General features: G+C 71.7%; 16 protein-coding genes, 1 tRNA gene and 1 pseudogene. 9 read left to right on the top strand and 9 right to left on the bottom strand.

All coding sequences use genetic code 11. The features are described from left to right. A pseudogene (locus tag TR46_RS42790) lies at positions 1-682 on the top strand (SWF or SNF family helicase); the annotation flags it as partial. Between the two features lie 211 nt (positions 683-893). Then, the gene (locus TR46_RS32595; RefSeq protein ID WP_236655621.1) at positions 894-2309 is read left to right on the top strand and encodes a serine/threonine-protein kinase; all 1416 of its coding nucleotides are present in this window, start codon (positions 894-896) and stop codon (positions 2307-2309) included. A 120-nt stretch (positions 2310-2429) separates the two neighbouring features. Here the strand turns inward: TR46_RS32595 and TR46_RS32590 are convergent, their stop codons facing one another. The 4 genes from TR46_RS32590 to TR46_RS32575 form a co-directional block, all read right to left on the bottom strand. Beyond that, positions 2430-2621, bottom strand: a complete 192-nt coding sequence (locus tag TR46_RS32590; RefSeq protein WP_042409107.1) for a hypothetical protein — start codon at positions 2619-2621, stop codon at positions 2430-2432. Between the two features lie 3 nt (positions 2622-2624). Next, positions 2625-2698, bottom strand: a tRNA-Pro gene (locus TR46_RS32585). Positions 2699-2776: 78 nt separating this feature from the next. Next, positions 2777-3697: a zinc-binding dehydrogenase gene (locus TR46_RS32580; protein ID WP_042409105.1), complete on the bottom strand. Its 921-nt coding sequence runs from the start codon at positions 3695-3697 to the stop codon at positions 2777-2779. Positions 3698-3748: 51 nt separating this feature from the next. Beyond that, positions 3749-4156: a nuclear transport factor 2 family protein gene (locus TR46_RS32575; protein WP_042409102.1), complete on the bottom strand. Its 408-nt coding sequence runs from the start codon at positions 4154-4156 to the stop codon at positions 3749-3751. A 130-nt stretch (positions 4157-4286) separates the two neighbouring features. Between TR46_RS32575 and TR46_RS32570 the strand changes: the two genes are divergently transcribed. Continuing rightward, entirely contained in the window at positions 4287-5204 is a 918-nt protein-coding gene (locus tag TR46_RS32570) for a LysR family transcriptional regulator (RefSeq protein ID WP_042409101.1), read from the top strand. Between the two features lie 63 nt (positions 5205-5267). On the opposite strand, the gene TR46_RS32565 is transcribed toward TR46_RS32570, so the two are convergent. After that, on the bottom strand, positions 5268-6215 hold the full coding sequence (locus TR46_RS32565; RefSeq protein WP_042409098.1) for a metallophosphoesterase: 948 nt from the start codon (positions 6213-6215) through the stop codon (positions 5268-5270). A gap of 96 nt (positions 6216-6311) precedes the next feature. Between TR46_RS32565 and TR46_RS32560 the strand changes: the two genes are divergently transcribed. Next, a complete protein-coding gene (locus tag TR46_RS32560; protein ID WP_042409096.1) occupies positions 6312-6779 on the top strand; it encodes a GatB/YqeY domain-containing protein in 468 nt (155 codons plus the stop codon). Between the two features lie 138 nt (positions 6780-6917). Here the strand turns inward: TR46_RS32560 and TR46_RS32555 are convergent, their stop codons facing one another. Continuing rightward, complete coding sequence (locus tag TR46_RS32555; RefSeq protein WP_084719134.1) at positions 6918-9215, bottom strand: transglycosylase domain-containing protein; 2298 nt, start codon at positions 9213-9215, stop codon at positions 6918-6920. Between the two features lie 378 nt (positions 9216-9593). On the opposite strand from TR46_RS32555, the gene TR46_RS32550 reads away from it, so the two are divergent. Then, positions 9594-9911, top strand: coding sequence for a WhiB family transcriptional regulator (locus TR46_RS32550; protein ID WP_037595132.1), 318 nt, complete (start codon positions 9594-9596; stop codon positions 9909-9911). 159 nt (positions 9912-10070) lie between these two features. On the opposite strand, the gene bagB is transcribed toward TR46_RS32550, so the two are convergent. Continuing rightward, positions 10071-11327: an ATPase BagB gene (gene bagB, locus TR46_RS32545; protein ID WP_042409090.1), complete on the bottom strand. Its 1257-nt coding sequence runs from the start codon at positions 11325-11327 to the stop codon at positions 10071-10073. After that, a complete protein-coding gene (gene bagA / locus TR46_RS32540) occupies positions 11324-12388 on the bottom strand; it encodes an ATPase BagA (protein ID WP_042409086.1) in 1065 nt (354 codons plus the stop codon). Before bagA ends, bagB begins: the two co-directional genes overlap by 4 nt. 186 nt (positions 12389-12574) lie before the next feature. Here bagA and sp36 point away from each other — a divergent pair, with 186 nt between their 5' ends. The 4 genes from sp36 to TR46_RS32525 all read left to right on the top strand — a co-directional run bounded on the left by sp36 (position 12575) and on the right by TR46_RS32525 (position 14944). After that, positions 12575-12730: a Sp36 family protein gene (gene sp36, locus TR46_RS41715; RefSeq protein ID WP_152626814.1), complete on the top strand. Its 156-nt coding sequence runs from the start codon at positions 12575-12577 to the stop codon at positions 12728-12730. Then, the gene (locus TR46_RS32535; RefSeq protein ID WP_042409084.1) at positions 12730-13197 is read left to right on the top strand and encodes a RidA family protein; all 468 of its coding nucleotides are present in this window, start codon (positions 12730-12732) and stop codon (positions 13195-13197) included. The genes sp36 and TR46_RS32535 overlap by 1 nt, the downstream gene beginning before the upstream one ends. Positions 13198-13286: 89 nt before the next feature. Further along, a complete protein-coding gene (locus TR46_RS32530) occupies positions 13287-14153 on the top strand; it encodes an NUDIX hydrolase (RefSeq protein ID WP_042409081.1) in 867 nt (288 codons plus the stop codon). Beyond that, on the top strand, positions 14150-14944 hold the full coding sequence (locus TR46_RS32525) for an MBL fold metallo-hydrolase (protein WP_042409078.1): 795 nt from the start codon (positions 14150-14152) through the stop codon (positions 14942-14944). The genes TR46_RS32530 and TR46_RS32525 overlap by 4 nt, the downstream gene beginning before the upstream one ends. Positions 14945-15059: 115 nt before the next feature. Here TR46_RS32525 and TR46_RS32520 read toward each other — a convergent pair whose 3' ends face one another. Further along, a complete protein-coding gene (locus TR46_RS32520; protein ID WP_042409075.1) occupies positions 15060-15734 on the bottom strand; it encodes a Crp/Fnr family transcriptional regulator in 675 nt (224 codons plus the stop codon). Between the last annotated feature and the right edge of the window lie 366 nt (positions 15735-16100).

Raw genomic sequence — 16100 nt, 5'->3', positions numbered from 1 at the left:
CCCCCGGGGTCCGCCCCCCCCCAGCCGCAGGAGCGATCCCGCCCGCCCCGCCTTCGCCTCCCGCGCCGAACTGCCGCCCCTTCCCGCCTTGCCCCCGCTGCCCGAACACCCGGGCCGCGGACCCGCATTGGTGGACTCGGCTGTCCCGGAGCCCGGCGTGGACCCGGCGGCGCTCGAACTCCTGGCCGCCGACGCCGCGGCCCGGGCCCACCACTTGCTCGCCGCAGCGCTCAGCCCCCACCATGCCGCCGGCGCCCCGCCCGCTCCGCTCACCGAGTGGCAGGACGCTGTCCGCCTCGCCGCCGCACACCCCACCACCGCACTCCTCGCCCGGATCGCCTCGGCCTGCGGCCGCACCCCCGGCGAACTCGCCGCCGCCGTCCGCGCATGGCAGCAGGGCGGCCCGGCCGCACTCGACGTACTGGAGACCCCCTGGAACCCGGCGCCTGCACGCCTGGAGCGCGAGCGCGAAGCACTGCGCACGGACTGGGCCCACGGCATACCGCCCCGGCTGCGCACGTGGTGCAACCGCTGGACCGTCGAGGGCAGAGACGCCCAACTGCGCCTGGGCCAGGACGGCCTGTGGTACCCGTACACCAAGGACCGGGGCACCTGGTGCCCGGCCGGACCACCCGACGCGGACCCCGCCGTGGTCCTGACCGCCTTGCTCCTGGGGGAGTGAGTCGGCCGGATGGACCGACGACCGAACGGACCGAACCTGGAACTGGCCGCTTGAGGGTTGCCGTGCTGCTGATACCGCCGCGCACCGCGTTGCCGGCCGGGGCGGGCGTGGTCGGCGCGTCGTCGGGCTGAGTGGGTACTGTGGCTGCGGCCTGCGAAGGCGGGCACAGGCCCGGTCGAATACGGCCCTGCGGGTGGGGCTGGGTCGGACGATGAGGATGGTGTGCGGCGTGCTGGTGGCGGAGCGGTACCGGTTGGACGAGCCCCTGGGGCGGGGCGGGATGGGCGAGGTCTGGCGCGCCTGGGACCAGGTGCTCGGCCGCCCGGTCGCGGTCAAGCTGCTGCTGCCCGGGGTCGTGGATCCGTCGGCCACCGCGCGGTTTCGCCAGGAGGCCCAGACCGCTGCCCGCCTGAGCCATCCCAACGTCGTGGCGGTCTACGACTTCGGCGAGGACCAGGGGCGCCTGTACCTGGTGATGGAGCTGGTCGAGGGCCGCACCCTGGCCGGCCACCTGGCCGCGTACGGGCCGCTGGACGCGGGCGAGACGGCGGCCATCGGTGCGCAGACCGCCGCCGGACTGGCCGCGGCCCACCGCGAGGGCGTGGTCCACCGGGACGTCAAACCCGGCAACCTGCTGCTGACCGCCGACGGCGTGGTCAAGATCGCCGACTTCGGCATCGCCCGCTTCGCCGGCGAATCCACCGCCGCCCTGACCAGCGCGGGACTGGTGCTGGGCACCAGCATCTACCTCGCCCCCGAACGCGCCCAGGGCCACACCGCGGGCCCCGCCTCCGACGTCTACGCGCTGGGCTGCGTCCTGTACGAGCTGCTGACCGGCCACCCCCCGTTCCGCGCGGACAGCGCCCCCGCCCTGCTCTACCAGCACGTCGACAGCGCACCGGTCCCTCCGGCACAACTGCGCCCGGACCTGCCCGCAGCCCTGGATGACCTGGTGCTGCAGCTCCTGGCCAAGGACCCCGACCAGAGACCTTCCGCGGGGCAGGTCGCCCACGTGCTGGGCACCACGCGCGCGCCCGGGGCGACCCAGCTCATGCCCACCCTCGCCCAGCCCCCGCTCGCGCCCCGCCGCACGGAGCGATCCTCCAAGAGGACCGGCGCGCGCCGGTCCCGCCTGCCGATGGGCGCTGCCGCGATCGTCGTTGTCGCAGCCCTGGTGGCGCTCGGCCTGTCCTTGAGCCCGTCCGGTCCGCCCGCGGCAGCCTCCCCCGGGGCAACGTCGCCGACGCCTTCCCCGGCGAGGCCCTCCACGGCGGTGTCGTCTCCCGCTGCCCCCTCAACGGCCGTGTCATCGCCGCTGCATACGGCGTCCCCCTCGCCAGCCCGGCTGTCCGACAACCCGGCCGTCCTGCTGAGCCAGCTCGCCCGCGGACTGCGCGCTGCCGCCGCACGCGGCGACCTGGCCGCCAACGTCGCGACCGAACTGCAGAGCAAGATCAGCCAGGCGCAGGCCAGCCTGAAACAGGGCAAGACGAACGAGGTCCGCGACCGGGTGCACGACATCAACCGCCAGCTCGCCACCGCGAAGCAGCACCATCAGTTCACCTCCACCCCCCAGCTCGACCAACTGCTGGCCCACCTCGTCGCCCGGGTCGGCGCAACGCAGTAGCTCCGGCGGCCTGTGAGAAGGTCCCCCGCCCCGTTCCATGTGCTGTATCCAATGCACCACGGACGGGGCCCGGGGATGATCGATGTACGCGGTCGACGCACCGTCAGGGGAGCAGGAACTTCAGGCGGTCGTCGGCCATGCCGGGGCCATCTCGATGATCTCGGCGCTGACGACGTCCTGCACGACGAACGGGTCGGCCTGCACGCGCTGCTCCAGCGCCTCCTTCGGAATGCCCGTGGGGAGGACCGTGCCAAGAAACAGGTCAGGGCCGGTCTCCCTGAAAGGAGAACCGGCCCTGACCTGCTGTTTCACCAGTCGGGGTGGCGGGATTTGAACCCACGGCCTCTTCGTCCCGAACGAAGCGCGCTACCAAGCTGCGCCACACCCCGGTGCAACGAGGATTACTCTAGCGGACCCGGGGCGTGGGACGAAATCCGGTTTTCCTGGGGGGCTCGTGACCGTGCAGGTCAGGAGGTGACCAGGACGGCGTTGCCGCGGATGCGGCGGTCGCGGAGGGCGGTGATGGCGGCGGCGGTGTGGGACCAGTCCTGGCGGAGGCCGATCTCGGGGTGGAGGCGGCCGGTGGCGACCAGGCGGACCAGGACGGCCAGGTCGTCGCCGTAGCTGCGGTCGCTGCGGGTGTAGTCGAAGTGGCGGATGGAGCCGCCGACCGCGGTCTTGAAGAAGTCGAAGAAGTTCAGGGTGACTGCGGTGCGGCTGGCCTGGCCGAACCAGACCAGCAGGCCCTCGGGGGCGAGGCGGGCCAGCCCGGCCGGGAGCGAGGCGCCGCCGACGGACTCCAGCACGATGTCGAAGGGGCCGGTCGCCTTCTCCACGTCCGTGACCACCTCGGCCGCGCCGAGCTCCAGCAGGCGCACCCCGCGCTCCTCGCTCGCGCTCACCGCGGTGATCTGCGCGCCGCTGCCGGAGGCGAGCTCGGTGAGGTAGTGGCCGACGCCGCCGCTCGCGCCGGTCAGCAGCACCCGCCGTCCGGCCACCGGGCCGGCGGCGCGGAGCAGGCGCAGCGCGGTCAGTCCGGCCAGCGGCAGGGCCGCGGCGGTGGTGCAGTCCACCCGGTCCGGGAGCGCGGCGAGGCTGTGGACCGGGACGCCGACACGCTCGGCCCACCCGGCGGACGCCGGGTGGGCGACCACCCTGGTCCCCTCGGCGGGCCCGCTGCCGTCCGCGGCGGCGCGGACCACCGTCCCGGCGATGTCCTTGCCCGGCAGCCAGCGGCGCCGCGGGTCCTCCAGACGGAAGGTCTCGCCGCGGTTGACGGAGTAGGCCTCGACGGCGACCACGGCCTCGTCGTCGCGCGGCTCCGGTTCCGGTGCCTCGCCGAATTCCACGGCGTTGGAAATGTCCCCGGTGGGAAGCATGGCCTTCATGGTGGATTTCCCCCTCTTTTGCGGTGCGAACGATACGAACGGCGCGATGTGTCAGGCTGCGAAAAGGACGCGGCGGGCGTGGTCGGTGTCGAAGTACTCGCGGACGGCGGAGATGAGCCCGTCCTTCACGATGAAGAAGCCGGCGCACTTCTGGTGGTACTCGCCGCCGTCCCGGGTGGTCGCGTCCGAGGTCCACTCGACCACCACGGTGTCCCCGCTGGCCACCAGATTGGTGGTGTCCAGCACCACGGTGGAGGCGTCCAGGCGGCTGAAGGCCAGTCCGAGGAAGCCCTCGAAGATGCCCTTGCGGCCCTCCCAGGTGCCCGACATCGGCAGGTCGCCGCCCAGCGTCCAGGTGGCGTCCTCGGCGAAGAGCGCCTTAGCGGCCTCGATGTCGCCGCCGCCCAGGGCCTCGATGTAGGCCTCGACAACACTGCGGCTGATTTCGGTGGTGTTCATTTCCGGCCCCTTCGCAATTCCTTCTCGCTGCTGTTGACTCGAATCTACTGAGCCGCCCCACGGACAGGGAAAGACTTGTTTTCCATCGGTCCATGCCGACACGGCATGACCGCACGCCTAGGATGGGTGCATGTCCGAACTGCGTCGCTTGCGTTACTTCCTCGCTGTCGCCGAGGAGCGGAACTTCACCCGCGCCGCTGAGCGCCTGCATATCGCCCAGCCTGCACTGAGCCGCCAAGTGCGGGAGCTTGAGCGCGAGTTGGGCGTGGAATTGCTCAGCAGAACCACCCACAGGGTGGAGCCGACCGAGGCCGGAAGGATGCTGCTGGAGCGTGGTCCTGCGCTGCTCGACGCCGCCGACAGCCTCTGGCGGGGGGTCCGCGGCTTCGCCGACGGCAGCCTCGGCAGCATCAGCCTCGGCTACGGCATGAGCGCCGGGTACGAGACCGCGCCGCAGCTGCTCCTCGCGATGAGCGAGGAGGCGCCGGGGATCGAGGTGTCGGCCCGGGTGATGTCCTTCGCGGACATCGTGGCCGGGGTGGCCGTCGGCACCCTGGACGTCGGACTGGTGCGCTGCGCGCCGCCGCAGCAGGAGCTGGTGCTGACCCTGCTGCGGTTGGAGCGGCAGGGGATCATCGTCAGCCGCGACCATCCGCTCGCCCAGGGCGGCGCGGCCGGCGGCGTGGACCCGGCCGAGCTGGACGGGGTGAAGCTGCTGCTGCACGCCCGGGACCACAATCCGGGCCACTACGACCAGATCATGGACATCTGCGCCAGAGCCGGCGCCAAGCCCGAGGTGCTGGTGCGCGGCCTGGACTTCGACGCCTCCTACACCCCGGTCGCCTCGGGCGCGGCCGTCACCATCGTCGGCGAGACCGGGCGGGTGGGCCTGCCGGCCGGGCTGCTCTGGCTGCCGCTGGACCCCGCCACGACGGTGGAGATCCACCTGATCACCCGGGGGCCGAACCGCTCGCCCGCGGTCGAGCGGCTGCTGAAGGTCGCCGCGGAGACCGCCCGCCAGCACGGGTGGCTGCAGCCGCCGGCCTAGCGTTGAGAGGACGGCGGCGCGGACGGCGGCCAGTGCGGCTGGGTTGGCGAGCGCCGCGGGGGCTCAGGCGTCGGGCCCCGCGGTCAGGGTCAGCAGGGTGGCCTCGGGCGGGCAGGCGAAGCGCACCGGGGTGTAGCGGTTGGTGCCGCAGCCGGCCGACACGTGCAGGTAGGAGTCGTGGCCGCCGGCCGAGTGCCGGGACAGGCCCTTGACCCGGCCCCGGTCCAGGTCGCAGTTGGTGACCAGGGCGCCGTAGAAGGGCACGCACAGCTGGCCGCCGTGGGTGTGCCCGGCCAGCACCAGCGGGTAGCCGTCGGCGGTGAAGGCGTCCAGCACCCGCAGGTACGGTGCGTGGACGACGCCGATCGAGACGTCGGCGGCGGCGTCCGGGCCGCCGGCCACCCGGGCGTAGCGGTCCCGGCGGATGTGCGGGTCGTCCAGGCCGGTGAACTCCAGGTCGAGTCCCTCGATCTTCAGCCGGCCGCGGGTGTTGGTGAGGTCCAGCCAGCCGGCCTCGTCGAAGCCGTCCCGCAGCTCCTCCCACGGGTTGTGGACCGCGCCGACGATGCCCCGGCGGGCCGACCCGTCCCGCCGGTTCATGCCGTGGTCGCCGCTGAGCATCGCGCCGAGGTAGCGGGTCGGGCTCTTCGGGACCGGGCCGTAGTAGTCGTTGGACCCGAAGACGTAGACGCCGGGGAAGTCCATCAGCGGACCCAGCGCGTCCAGGGTCTGCGGGATCGCCTCCGGGTCGGAGAGGTTGTCGCCGGTGTTCACCACCAGGTCCGGCTTGAGCGACGCGAGTTCGCGCAGCCAGCGCTGTTTCTTGCCCTGGCCGTTGACCATGTGGATGTCCGACAGTTGCAGCACGCGCAGCGGCGGGGCGCCGGCCGGCAGCACGGGTACGGTCACCCGGCGCAGTCGGAACGAGCGCACTTCGTAGCCGGCCGAGTAGGCCACGCAGGCCGCGCCGGCAGCGGCGATTCCCAGGGGTACGGCGTAGAGCGGTCGCATCCGTCCATGGTCGCAGAGTGGCCGCGGAACCCGGGTCGGCGGGGCGCCGGTGTTAATCACCGGCACCGGGTTGTCGGGGATGCGAGACTTGCGCACATGACCACGACGCTCAAGAAGCAGCTGCAGGAGGACCTCACGGCCTCGATCCGGGCCAGGGACGAGTTGCGCTCCGGCACCATCCGGCTCACCCTGTCCGCCATCACCAATGAGGAGGTGGCAGGCAAGGTGGCGCGCGAGCTCTCCGACGACGAGGTGCTCAAGGTGATCACCCGTGAGGCGAAGAAGCGCCGCGAGGCCGCCGAGGCGTTCGAGGCCGGCGGCCGGCCGGAGTCGGCGGCGCGGGAGCGGGCCGAGGGCGAGCTGCTGGCGGCCTACCTGCCGAAGCAGCTGACGGACGATGAGCTGGAGGCGATCGTCGCCTCGGCGGTCGCCGAGGCCCGGGCCGCCGGTGCCGAGGGCCCGCGGGCGATGGGCGCGGTGATGAAGCTGGTGAACCCGAAGGTGGCCGGGCTGGCCGAGGGCGGCCGGGTGGCTGCGGCGGTACGGCAGGCCCTGGCGGGGTGAGCCCTGGGGGCTGACGGCAGGGCCGAGAGTGGGGCTGTGTTTGGCTGAGTACGGCCGTGTGAAGGTGAACGCCCGAGGGGCGCCCGGTGGTGTGCCGGGCGCCCCTCGGGCGTTGCTGTGCGCGGGCGCGGCAGAGGATCAGCGGCCGGTGGTGATGCCGGTGTTTCCGGTTCCGCCGGCCAGACCGGCGATGAGGCCGCCGATGGTGCCGGTCCCCGTTCCGGTGGTCCCGGTGGTCGTGGCCCCGGTGCCTGCGGTGGTGCCGGCCGTGGTGCCCGCGGTGGTGCCGCCGTTCTTGTTCTTGTTCTTGTCGTCCTTGGCCTTCTGCGCCTTGGTCTTGACCGCGGCAGGAAGCTTGACGGTGTGGAAGTCCCCGAAGTCGACCCCGCTGAGCGCCCCGTCCATGGCGTCGTGCCATATCGGCCCGGCGATGGTGCTGCCGAAGACCTCGTTCATGCCGTAGGAGGTGCCGCCGATGGTCTGGCCGTCGTAGAGCGGGCTGACCTTGGCGCCGGTGTCGCTGACGACGGTGGCGCCGGAGAGCTGCGGGGTGAAGCCGACGAACCAGACCTGCTTGTGGTAGTCGGTGGTGCCGGTCTTGCCGGCGCTGGGGCGGCCGTCGGAGAAGCCGTCCTGGGCGCCGGTACCGTCCTCGACCACGCCCTTGAGCATGGTGGTGATGGCGTCGGCGGTGCTCTGCTGCATGACCGAGTGGCAGTTGGCCGAGGGCACCGGCAGGTTCTTGTGGTTGACGTCGGTGACCGCGGTGATCGCGGTGGGGGAGCAGTAGACGCCGCGGGCGGCGAAGGTGGCGTAGACATTGGCCATCTGCAGCGGGGTCAGGCTGTTGGTGCCCAGGGTGAGCGACTGGACCTGGTCGATCGGGGCCAGGGTGTGCGTGCCGGGGGAGTAGGTGGCCTGGGTGCTGATGCCCATCTTGGCCATCATCTTCACCACGTTGCACAGTCCGGCGTCCTTCTCCAGCGGCACGAAGTAGGTGTTGACCGACTTGGCCATGGCCGAGGGCATGTTGAACGGGCCGACGAGGGTGGTGGAGTCGTTCTGGTCCGGCGGTTCGCTCACCGAGCGCAGATGGTTGCCCTTGCAGTCGGTCATCGCCGGGTAAGGCTCCTGGTACGGCGCGTCGTACGTCTGGTCCATGCCGATGCCCTGCTCCAGCGCGGCCGCCGCCGTGATCGGCTTGACCGTGGACCCGGTGGGGAAGCCGCCGCCCCCGCCCATGGTGCGATCGACGTTGTAGTTCAGCGTGGTGACGGCACTGCTGGTGCCGTTGCCGTAGGGGCGGCTCTGGCCCATGCCCATGATCTTGCCGGTGCCCGGCTGGACGATGGTCATCGCTGTCGCGGCCTTCTCGTCGGCGTGGACGTGCGAGGTGACCGACTGCTGCAGCGCCGACTGGACCTTGGGGTCGATCGTGGTGTGGATGTCCAGGCCGCCGCGGTCCCACAGGGCCTGCCGGGCCGCCGAGGTCTGCCCGAACGCCTGGTCGCTCAGGAAGATGTGTTCGACGTAGTCGCAGAAGAACTGCTCGCCGTTCCTGGCGGTGATGCAGCCCTCCTTGGGACGGCTCACCTTCAGCCCCAGCGGCTTGGCCTTTTCCGTCGCGGCCTGCGCCGCGGTGATGCTGCCGTACTTCGCCATCGCGTCCAGGACCTCGTTGCGGCGCGTGGTGGCGTCGGTCGGGTAGACCATCGGGTCCAGGTTGGTCGGTGACTGCACCATGCCGGCCAGCAGCGCGGCCTGGGAGAGGGTCAGCTGGGAGGCGTGGACGCTGAAGTAGCGTTCGGCGGCGGCCTCGATGCCGTAGGCCTGCTCGCCCCAGAAGGTGATGTTGAGGTAGTCGGCGAGGATCTGGTCCTTGGAGAGGGTCTCCTCCAGTTTGATGGCGACTTTGAGCTCGGAGATCTTGCGCCCGATGGTCTGCGCCTGGGCCTCGCGCACCTTGGTCGCGTCATTGCCGGCCAGCTCGACGTTCATGTTCTTCACCAGCTGCTGGGTCAGCGTGGACCCGCCCTGGGAGGCACCGGAGGAGGCGTTGGTGGTGAGCGCGCGCAGGGTCCCCTTCAGGTCGATCGCGCCGTGCTGGTAGAAGCGGTTGTCCTCGATGTCGATCAGCGCCTGCTGCATCACCGGCGCGATCCTGCTGATCGGTACGACGGTGCGGTCCCGCGCGTAGACCTTGGCGATGACTCCGCCCTTGGCGTCGTAGATGGTCGATGCCTGGGACAGGGTCGGGGCGGTGAACTCGGCGGGGATCTCGTTGAAGGAGGTCGTCGCCGACTTCGCGCTGAAGCCGATGGCCCCCACGGCGGGCAGCGCGAGCCCGGCGACCAAGGTGCCGGCCAGCACACTCGCGCCCACCAGGTTCAGACCGAGACCCACCTTGTACAACGGAGACCGAGATCGCTTCGCCATGGGGAGACCTTACGACGCGTTACCCGGACAAGCGGGCATCTGTTCGCCTACTCTTGTCACAAGCTTGCGACAAGTTCCCGAGCGCTCACTCGCTTCACTCTTGTGGGTGATGAGATCTGTCCGGATCGCGGTCATATGCCAGGAACTGAGCCAGGAAGGACAGTGTCGTCCAGGTCCCCGAAGCCTGTCCGGCCCTCCAACCTGCACTCACTCCAGTGGGTGATCTATTCCGCACGCATAGTCCGAACGGGCCATACAGGATTGGGCCCCAAGGGGCTGTTGCAACCTGCTCTTCTTCCGTAACGTCCTCAACTGGCAACAGCGAATATGCCGTTGCCGCCGTGGGGGAGCCTCGATTCGGGAGAGGACGGCACCAGCATGGGCTGGGTTGACGACTGGAGTGCGCAGGCAGCCTGCCGCACCAGTGATCCGGACGAACTGTTCGTTCAGGGGGCGGCGCAGAACCGCGCCAAGGCAGTGTGCACCGGTTGTCCGGTACGCACGGAGTGCCTGGCGGACGCCCTCGACAACCGCGTCGAGTTCGGCGTGTGGGGGGGAATGACGGAGCGCGAGCGCAGGGCTCTGCTGCGCCGCAGACCAACGGTGATCTCCTGGCGGAGACTGCTGGAGACCGCCCGTACCGAGTACGAGCAGACGTTCTCCATCGGAGATCCGGACTACGCCGAAGCAGGGTGAGCGCGCAGCACCCGCACGGCTGACCCACGCCCCCTGTCCGGCCGCAACGGGCCGGACCACGGGGGCAGGTCCGTCCTGCCTGCCGTCTCCGAGTCGGCCGTCGTCGAGCCGGATGCCTTCGAGAGCCTTCGATCCGGCGGACTTGTAGCCGGCCGTCGTTCAGCCTGCGGCCAGGCGCTCGCCGATCTCCCGCAGCCCCTCCAGGTCGTGCACGTCCCCGGCCAGGGCCGGTACCTCGACCAGCGGCACGTCCGGATAGATCGAGACGAAGCGGTCGCGCATCCGGCGCTCGTGGGTGATGGTCCTGACCCGGTCCGCGTGGAGTCGGAGCAGACCTGCGGCCAGCACCTCGGACGCCTGGGACCCCTCGGACGCCTGGGACCCCTGGGACCCCTGGGACTCCTGCGCGGTGGCGCTCCCCCCTGCCCCGCCGTCGGTCTCCGCGTCCGCGTCGCCCTGCTCCAGGGTCTCCGCCGCCGCCAGCGCCCGCTCCGCCGTCAGCTGCGGCGCGCCGGTACGGTGCACCCGGTTCAGCACCAGGCCGGCCAGCGGCATCCGGTCCGTCTCCAGCCGGTCCACGAAGTACGCCGCCTCGCGCAGCGCGTCCCGCTCGGGCGCGGCCACCACCAGGAACGCCGTGCCCGGCGCCTGGAGCAGCTGATAGGTGCGGTCGGCGCGTTCCCGGAAGCCGCCGAACATCGAGTCCATGGCCGCGACGAAGGTCGACACGTCCTGCAGCACATTGGCGCCCAGGATCTTGCCCAGCACGCCGGTGAACATGTTCATCCCGACATTGAGGAACTTCATCGCGCTGCGCCCGCCGACCTTCGCCGGTGCCATCAGCACCCGGATCAGCTTGCCGTCGAGGAAGGAGCCGAGCCGGTTGGGCGCGTCCAGGAAGTCCAGCGCGGAGCGGCTCGGCGGGGTGTCCACCACGATCAGGTCCCAGGTGCCGGTGGCCTGGAGCTGGCCCAGCTTCTCCATCGCCATGTACTCCTGGGTCCCGGCGAAGCCGGAGGAGAGCGACTGGTAGAAGGGGTTCTCCATGATCTGCCGGGCCCGCTCGGGGTCGGCGTGGGCGAGCACGACCTCGTCGAAGGTCCGCTTCATGTCCAGCATCATCGCCTGCAGTTCCCCGGGCCCCGACACGGATTTGACGACCCGTGGGGTGTTGTCCAGCTCGGTCAGGCCCATGGACTGGGCGAGCCTGCGGGCCGGGTCGATGGTCAGCACCACGACCTTGCGTCCGCGCTCGGCGGCGCGCAGCCCCAGCGCGGCGGCGGTCGTGGTCTTGCCCACCCCGCCCGAGCCGCAGCACACCACGATCGCGGTCGAGGGGTTGTCGATCAGCGCGTCGACGTCCAGCGCCACGCCCGCCAGCGGGTCCGCCTGCTGCTTCCGTGTCGGTGCCGTCATGCCGCCCCCTCCTCCTTCAACGCCGCCGCCAGCCGGTAGAGCCCGCCCAGGTCCACCCCGCCGCTCAGCAGCGGGAGTTCGTACGTGGGCAGCTTCAGCGCCTGGACGTCGGAACGCTGCTCGCGCTCCAGCAGTACCCGGGCGGCGTGTTCGCGGCCCTGTGCCAGCAGCGGTTCCACCAGCTTCCTCGTCGCCGCGGGCACGGACCGGCCGGCCCCGCCGCGGGGACGGCCGCCGACCCCGGCGTCGGCCAGCGCCAGGCCCAACTCCTCGCGGTGATCGCCGTCGGATGCGAGTATCGCGGCCTCGTCCAGCAGCGGCGGACGGACCATGTTGACGAACACCCCGCCCACCGGCAGCCCCGCCGACCGCAGTTCGGCGACGCCGTCCACGGTCTCCTGGACCGGCATCTCCTCCAGCAGCGTCACCAGGTGGACGGCGGTCTCCGGGGAGCGGATCACCCGCATCACGGCCTGCGACTGGGTGAAGATCGGCCCGAACCTGGCCAGCCCGGCGACCTCGGTGTTGATGTTGAGGAAGCGGCTGATCCGCCCGGTGGGCGGGGCGTCCATCACCACGGCGTCGTAGTGCCGCTTCCCGTCCGGCCCCTTGCGGCGGACGGCCTCGCAGGCCTTGCCGGTGAGCAGGACGTCGCGCAGGCCGGGCGCGATGGTGGTGGCGAAGTCGATGAAGCCGACCTTGCGCAGCGCCTTCCCGGCGCGGCCGAGCTTGTAGAACATCTCCAGGTACTCGAGCAGGGCCTGCTCGATGTCGATGGCCAGCGCGAAGACCTCGCCCTCGCGCCCGGCCTTTCCGGTGCTGCCACGGGTGCCGCTGCGGCCCAGCGCGCCGGGGCCGACGCTGGCGACCCTGCGCTCCTCGTAGGGCAGCGCGGAGATGCCGAACAGTTCGGCGATGCCCTGCCGCTCCTCGACCTCGATCAGCAGGGTGCGCTTGCCGTCGGCGGCCAGGGCCATGGCCAGCGCGGCGGCGACGGTGGTCTTCCCCGTTCCGCCCTTTCCGCTGACGACGTGCAGCCGTACCCCTTCCCAGTCGGGCATGTGCGTCTCCGTCCGCTGGCTGTTCTCGGGCTGTCGGTGGGCTGTCGGTCCGTGCGTCTTCTGGCGAGCGTAACCAGGAGCCGTCCCGGCTGTCGGAGGACGCCTTGCCACGGCGAGGGGTTTGCACCTCTTTGTGTCGCAGATCACAGGAGCTTGGCGGGGTCGGCGACCCGTTAGAGTCCCCTCATGACCAAGTGGGAATACGTGACCGTGCCGCTGCTGGTGCATGCGACAAAGCAGATTCTGGACACCTGGGGCGAGGACGGCTGGGAGCTGGTCCAGGTCGTGCCCGGGCCCAACACGGAGCAGCTCGTCGCCTACCTCAAGCGGGAGAAGTCCTGATGGCCGGACAGGTTGAGGCGGCGCTCGCCGAGCTCGGTCTTGAGCTGCCGCAGGTGGTGCCGCCGCTGGCCTCGTACGTGCCGGCAGTGCAGGCCGGGGACTTCGTCTTCACCTCGGGCCAGCTGCCCATGGTGGAGGGGAAGCTCACGCTGACCGGGAAGGTCGGCGCGGAGGTCACCGCGGAGGAGGCCAAGGCGCAGGCCCGGATCTGCGCGCTGAACGCGCTGGCCGCGGTGAAGTCCGTGATCGGCGACCTGGACCGGATCCAGCAGGTGGTCAAGGTCGTGGGCTTCGTCGCCTCGGCGGGGGACTTCACCGGGCAGCCGGGGGTCGTCAACGGCGCGAGCGAGCTCCTCGGCGAGGTGCTGGGCGCGGCCGGCGTGCACGCGCGCTCCGCGGTGGGTGTCGCGGTGCTGCCGTTGGACGCGCCGGTCGAGGTGGAGATCCAGGTCCGGGTTTCCGCGTAGCGTTCCATGTGGCGGTGGGTCGCTGCTCGCGCATGCTCAGCATGCGCGACAAGCCACCCACCAGCGTAGAACGACCGTACGATCCGTTCATGAGCACTGAGTTGCCTGCGGGCTGGGCGGAACGCATCGCGGCGCTGAGCCGTGGAGAACTGGAGCCGGTGCCGCCCAGGCCCGCGGCGACGGTGGTGCTGCTGCGGGAACGCAGGGGCGGTGGCGGGGCCGAGGCGTATCTGCTGCGGCGCCGGACGTCGATGGCCTTCGCCGGCGGGATGTACGCGTTCCCCGGCGGCGGCGTCGACCTGCATGACGGTACGTCGGACCTGGGCTGGGCCGGCCCGCCGGCCGAGGAGTGGGGCGCGCGGCTGGGCTGCGCGCCGCAGACCGCGCGGGCCGTGGTCTGCGCGGCGGTGCGGGAGACCTTCGAGGAGTCCGGTGTGCTGCTGGCCGGAGTGGACCCCTCCTCCGTGGTCGCCGATGTGAGCGGGGACGAGTGGCGCAGCGACCGCGCCGCGCTGGAGGCGCACCGGCTGACCTTCGCCGAGTTCCTCACCCGGCGGCGGCTGGTGCTGCGCAGCGACCTGCTGCGCGGGTGGGCCAGGTGGGTGACCCCGGAGTTCGAGGAGCGCCGCTACGACACCTGGTTCTTCGTCGCCGCCGTACCCGAGGGGCAGCGGACCGCGGAGGTGCCTGGCGAGGCCGACCGGGTGGAGTGGCTGGACCCGGGCGAGGCGGTGCGCCGGTTCGAGAGCGGCGCCTACCGGATGCTGCCGCCCACCGTGACCACGCTGCGCGAGCTGTCCCCGCACGCCGACCCGGGCGCGGCGCTGGCCGCGGCCGATCAGCGGCGGGTCGAGCTGGTGATGGCCGAGGCGTCGCTGAACGGGGACGGACGGGTGACCGTGCGCTGGCCAGGCCACCCGGAGCTGACCATGGGGGCCAAGGGGGCCGAGAAGTGAGCGGCATCGCAGGTCAGGCCACCGAGCGGGCGTACTGCGTGCTGGCTCCCAATGCCTCGCCGATGACCCTGGACGGCACCAACACCTGGATCCTGGCCGAGCCCGGTTCCGAACTCGCCGTGGTGGTCGACCCGGGACCGCTGGACGAAGGCCATCTGCGCGCCGTCGTCGACCGGGTCGAGCAGAGCGGCCGCCGGGTGGCGGCGACCCTGCTGACCCACGGCCACCCGGACCACGCCGAGGGCGCCGTCCGCTTCGCCGAGCTGACGGGCAGCGGGGTGCGGGCCCTCGACCCGGCGCTGCGGCTCGGCGACGAGGGACTGCGGGACGGCCAGGTGCTGGACGTCGGCGGCCTGGAGCTGCGGATCGTCGGCACGCCCGGACACACCTCGGACTCGCTGTGCTTCCAGCTCCCGGCGGACGGCGCGGTGCTGACCGGCGACACCGTCCTCGGCCGGGGCACGACCGTGGTGGCGCACCCGGACGGGCGGCTCGGCGACTACCTGGACTCGCTGCGGCGGCTGCGCGCCCTCGCGGCCGAGCGCGGCGTGCGCACGGTGCTGCCGGGGCACGGTCCGGTGCTCCCCGACGCGCTGGCCACGGTCGAGTACTACCTGGCCCACCGGGCGGCGCGGCTGGCCCAGGTGGAGACGGCGGTCGAGGCCGGCCTTCGGACCCCCGCCGAGGTCGTCGCCAGGGTGTACGCGGACGTGGACCGGGCGCTGTGGCCGGCGGCGGAGTGGTCGGTCCGGGCGCAGCTGGAGTACCTCACGGAGCACGGGCTGATCTGACCGTACGAGGAATCACGCGTAAGGGTGAGGGGGTGCGGCCGACCGGCCGCACCCCCTCACCCGGTGCGCATCAGTGCTGCGGTACTGCTGCCTACTGCTGCTGCCGTACTGCTGATCAGCGCGAGCGCCGTGCCAGCCGCTCCACGTCCAGCAGGATCACGGCGCGGGCCTCAAGCCGCAGCCAGCCACGGCCGGCGAAGTCGGCGAGGGCCTTGTTGACCGTCTCCCGGGAGGCGCCGACGAGCTGCGCCAGCTCTTCCTGGGTGAGGTCGTGGACCACGTGGATGCCCTCGTCGGCCTGGACGCCGAAGCGGCGCGACAGGTCCAGCAGCGCCTTGGCGACACGCCCGGGGACGTCCGAGAAGACCAGGTCCGACATGACGTCGTTGGTCCGGCGCAGGCGGCGGGCGATGGCCCGGAGCAGCGCGATCGCGACCTCGGGACGGGTCTGCAGCCAGGGCTGCAGGTCGCCGTGGCCCAGGCCCAGCAGCTTGACCTCGGTCAGCGCGGAGCCGGTGGCCGTGCGCGGTCCGGGGTCGAACAGCGACAGCTCGCCGATCATCTCGCTGGGGCCGACCACGGCCAGCATGTTCTCGCGCCCGTCCGCAGAGGTGCGGTGCAGCTTCACCTTGCCCTCGACGATGACGTACAGCCGGTCGCCCGGGTCGCCCTCGTGGAACAGGGATTCGCCGCGCGCGAGCGTGGTCTCCGTCATGGAGGCACGCAGCTCGGCAGCCTGCTCGTCATCCAGGGCAGTGAAGAGCGGGGCGCGCCGCAGAACGTCGTCCACTCGGTCCTCCTTGTCGGCCGTGCAGGCTTGAGGTGCGATCCCCATCATGCCCGACCGGGAAACGGTGCGATCTATCACATCAATTGTGGCGTATGGAAACAGCGGAGCTGCACCCGGGTGTGCGTCGGAGTGCCCTTCAGCCATGATCGGGCATGGTGGCACGGTGCCGCGAGCCTTTGGCAGGACTGGCCGCGCGGGGTTCAGAGGCGGTCGTGGACGGGTCGGTAGCGCACCGGGGCGATCGGGACGGGCAGGACCGGCGCGACCGGCCGGACCGGCGCAGGGGTGGCGCTGGGGGCGGGCGTCGGGGATGCCGGTGGTGGCGTGTGTGTCGGCGGGTGTGTCGGCACCGGCGGGGGGACGGGG

Origin of the sequence: Streptacidiphilus carbonis, from assembly GCF_000787775.1 — a bacterium.
GTDB classification, from domain to species: domain Bacteria; phylum Actinomycetota; class Actinomycetes; order Streptomycetales; family Streptomycetaceae; genus Streptacidiphilus; species Streptacidiphilus carbonis.
Note: the sequence above shows the minus strand (reverse complement) of the source record. Positions and strands in the feature narration are given on the sequence as shown.

Bases quoted from the DNA above. Each gene is read 5' to 3' on its own strand.
- TR46_RS32595 (WP_236655621.1), top strand. From the start codon at position 894: ATGAGGATGGTGTGCGGCGTGCTGGTGGCGGAGCGGTACCGGTTGGAC.
- TR46_RS32580 (WP_042409105.1), bottom strand. From the start codon at position 3,697: ATGAAGGCCATGCTTCCCACCGGGGACATTTCCAACGCCGTGGAATTC.
- TR46_RS32575 (WP_042409102.1), bottom strand. From the start codon at position 4,156: ATGAACACCACCGAAATCAGCCGCAGTGTTGTCGAGGCCTACATCGAG.
- TR46_RS32570 (WP_042409101.1), top strand. From the start codon at position 4,287: ATGTCCGAACTGCGTCGCTTGCGTTACTTCCTCGCTGTCGCCGAGGAG.
- TR46_RS32565 (WP_042409098.1), bottom strand. From the start codon at position 6,215: ATGCGACCGCTCTACGCCGTACCCCTGGGAATCGCCGCTGCCGGCGCG.
- TR46_RS32560 (WP_042409096.1), top strand. From the start codon at position 6,312: ATGACCACGACGCTCAAGAAGCAGCTGCAGGAGGACCTCACGGCCTCG.
- TR46_RS32555 (WP_084719134.1), bottom strand. From the start codon at position 9,215: ATGGCGAAGCGATCTCGGTCTCCGTTGTACAAGGTGGGTCTCGGTCTG.
- TR46_RS32550 (WP_037595132.1), top strand. From the start codon at position 9,594: ATGGGCTGGGTTGACGACTGGAGTGCGCAGGCAGCCTGCCGCACCAGT.
- bagB (WP_042409090.1), bottom strand. From the start codon at position 11,327: ATGACGGCACCGACACGGAAGCAGCAGGCGGACCCGCTGGCGGGCGTG.
- bagA (WP_042409086.1), bottom strand. From the start codon at position 12,388: ATGCCCGACTGGGAAGGGGTACGGCTGCACGTCGTCAGCGGAAAGGGC.
- sp36 (WP_152626814.1), top strand. From the start codon at position 12,575: ATGACCAAGTGGGAATACGTGACCGTGCCGCTGCTGGTGCATGCGACA.
- TR46_RS32535 (WP_042409084.1), top strand. From the start codon at position 12,730: ATGGCCGGACAGGTTGAGGCGGCGCTCGCCGAGCTCGGTCTTGAGCTG.
- TR46_RS32530 (WP_042409081.1), top strand. From the start codon at position 13,287: ATGAGCACTGAGTTGCCTGCGGGCTGGGCGGAACGCATCGCGGCGCTG.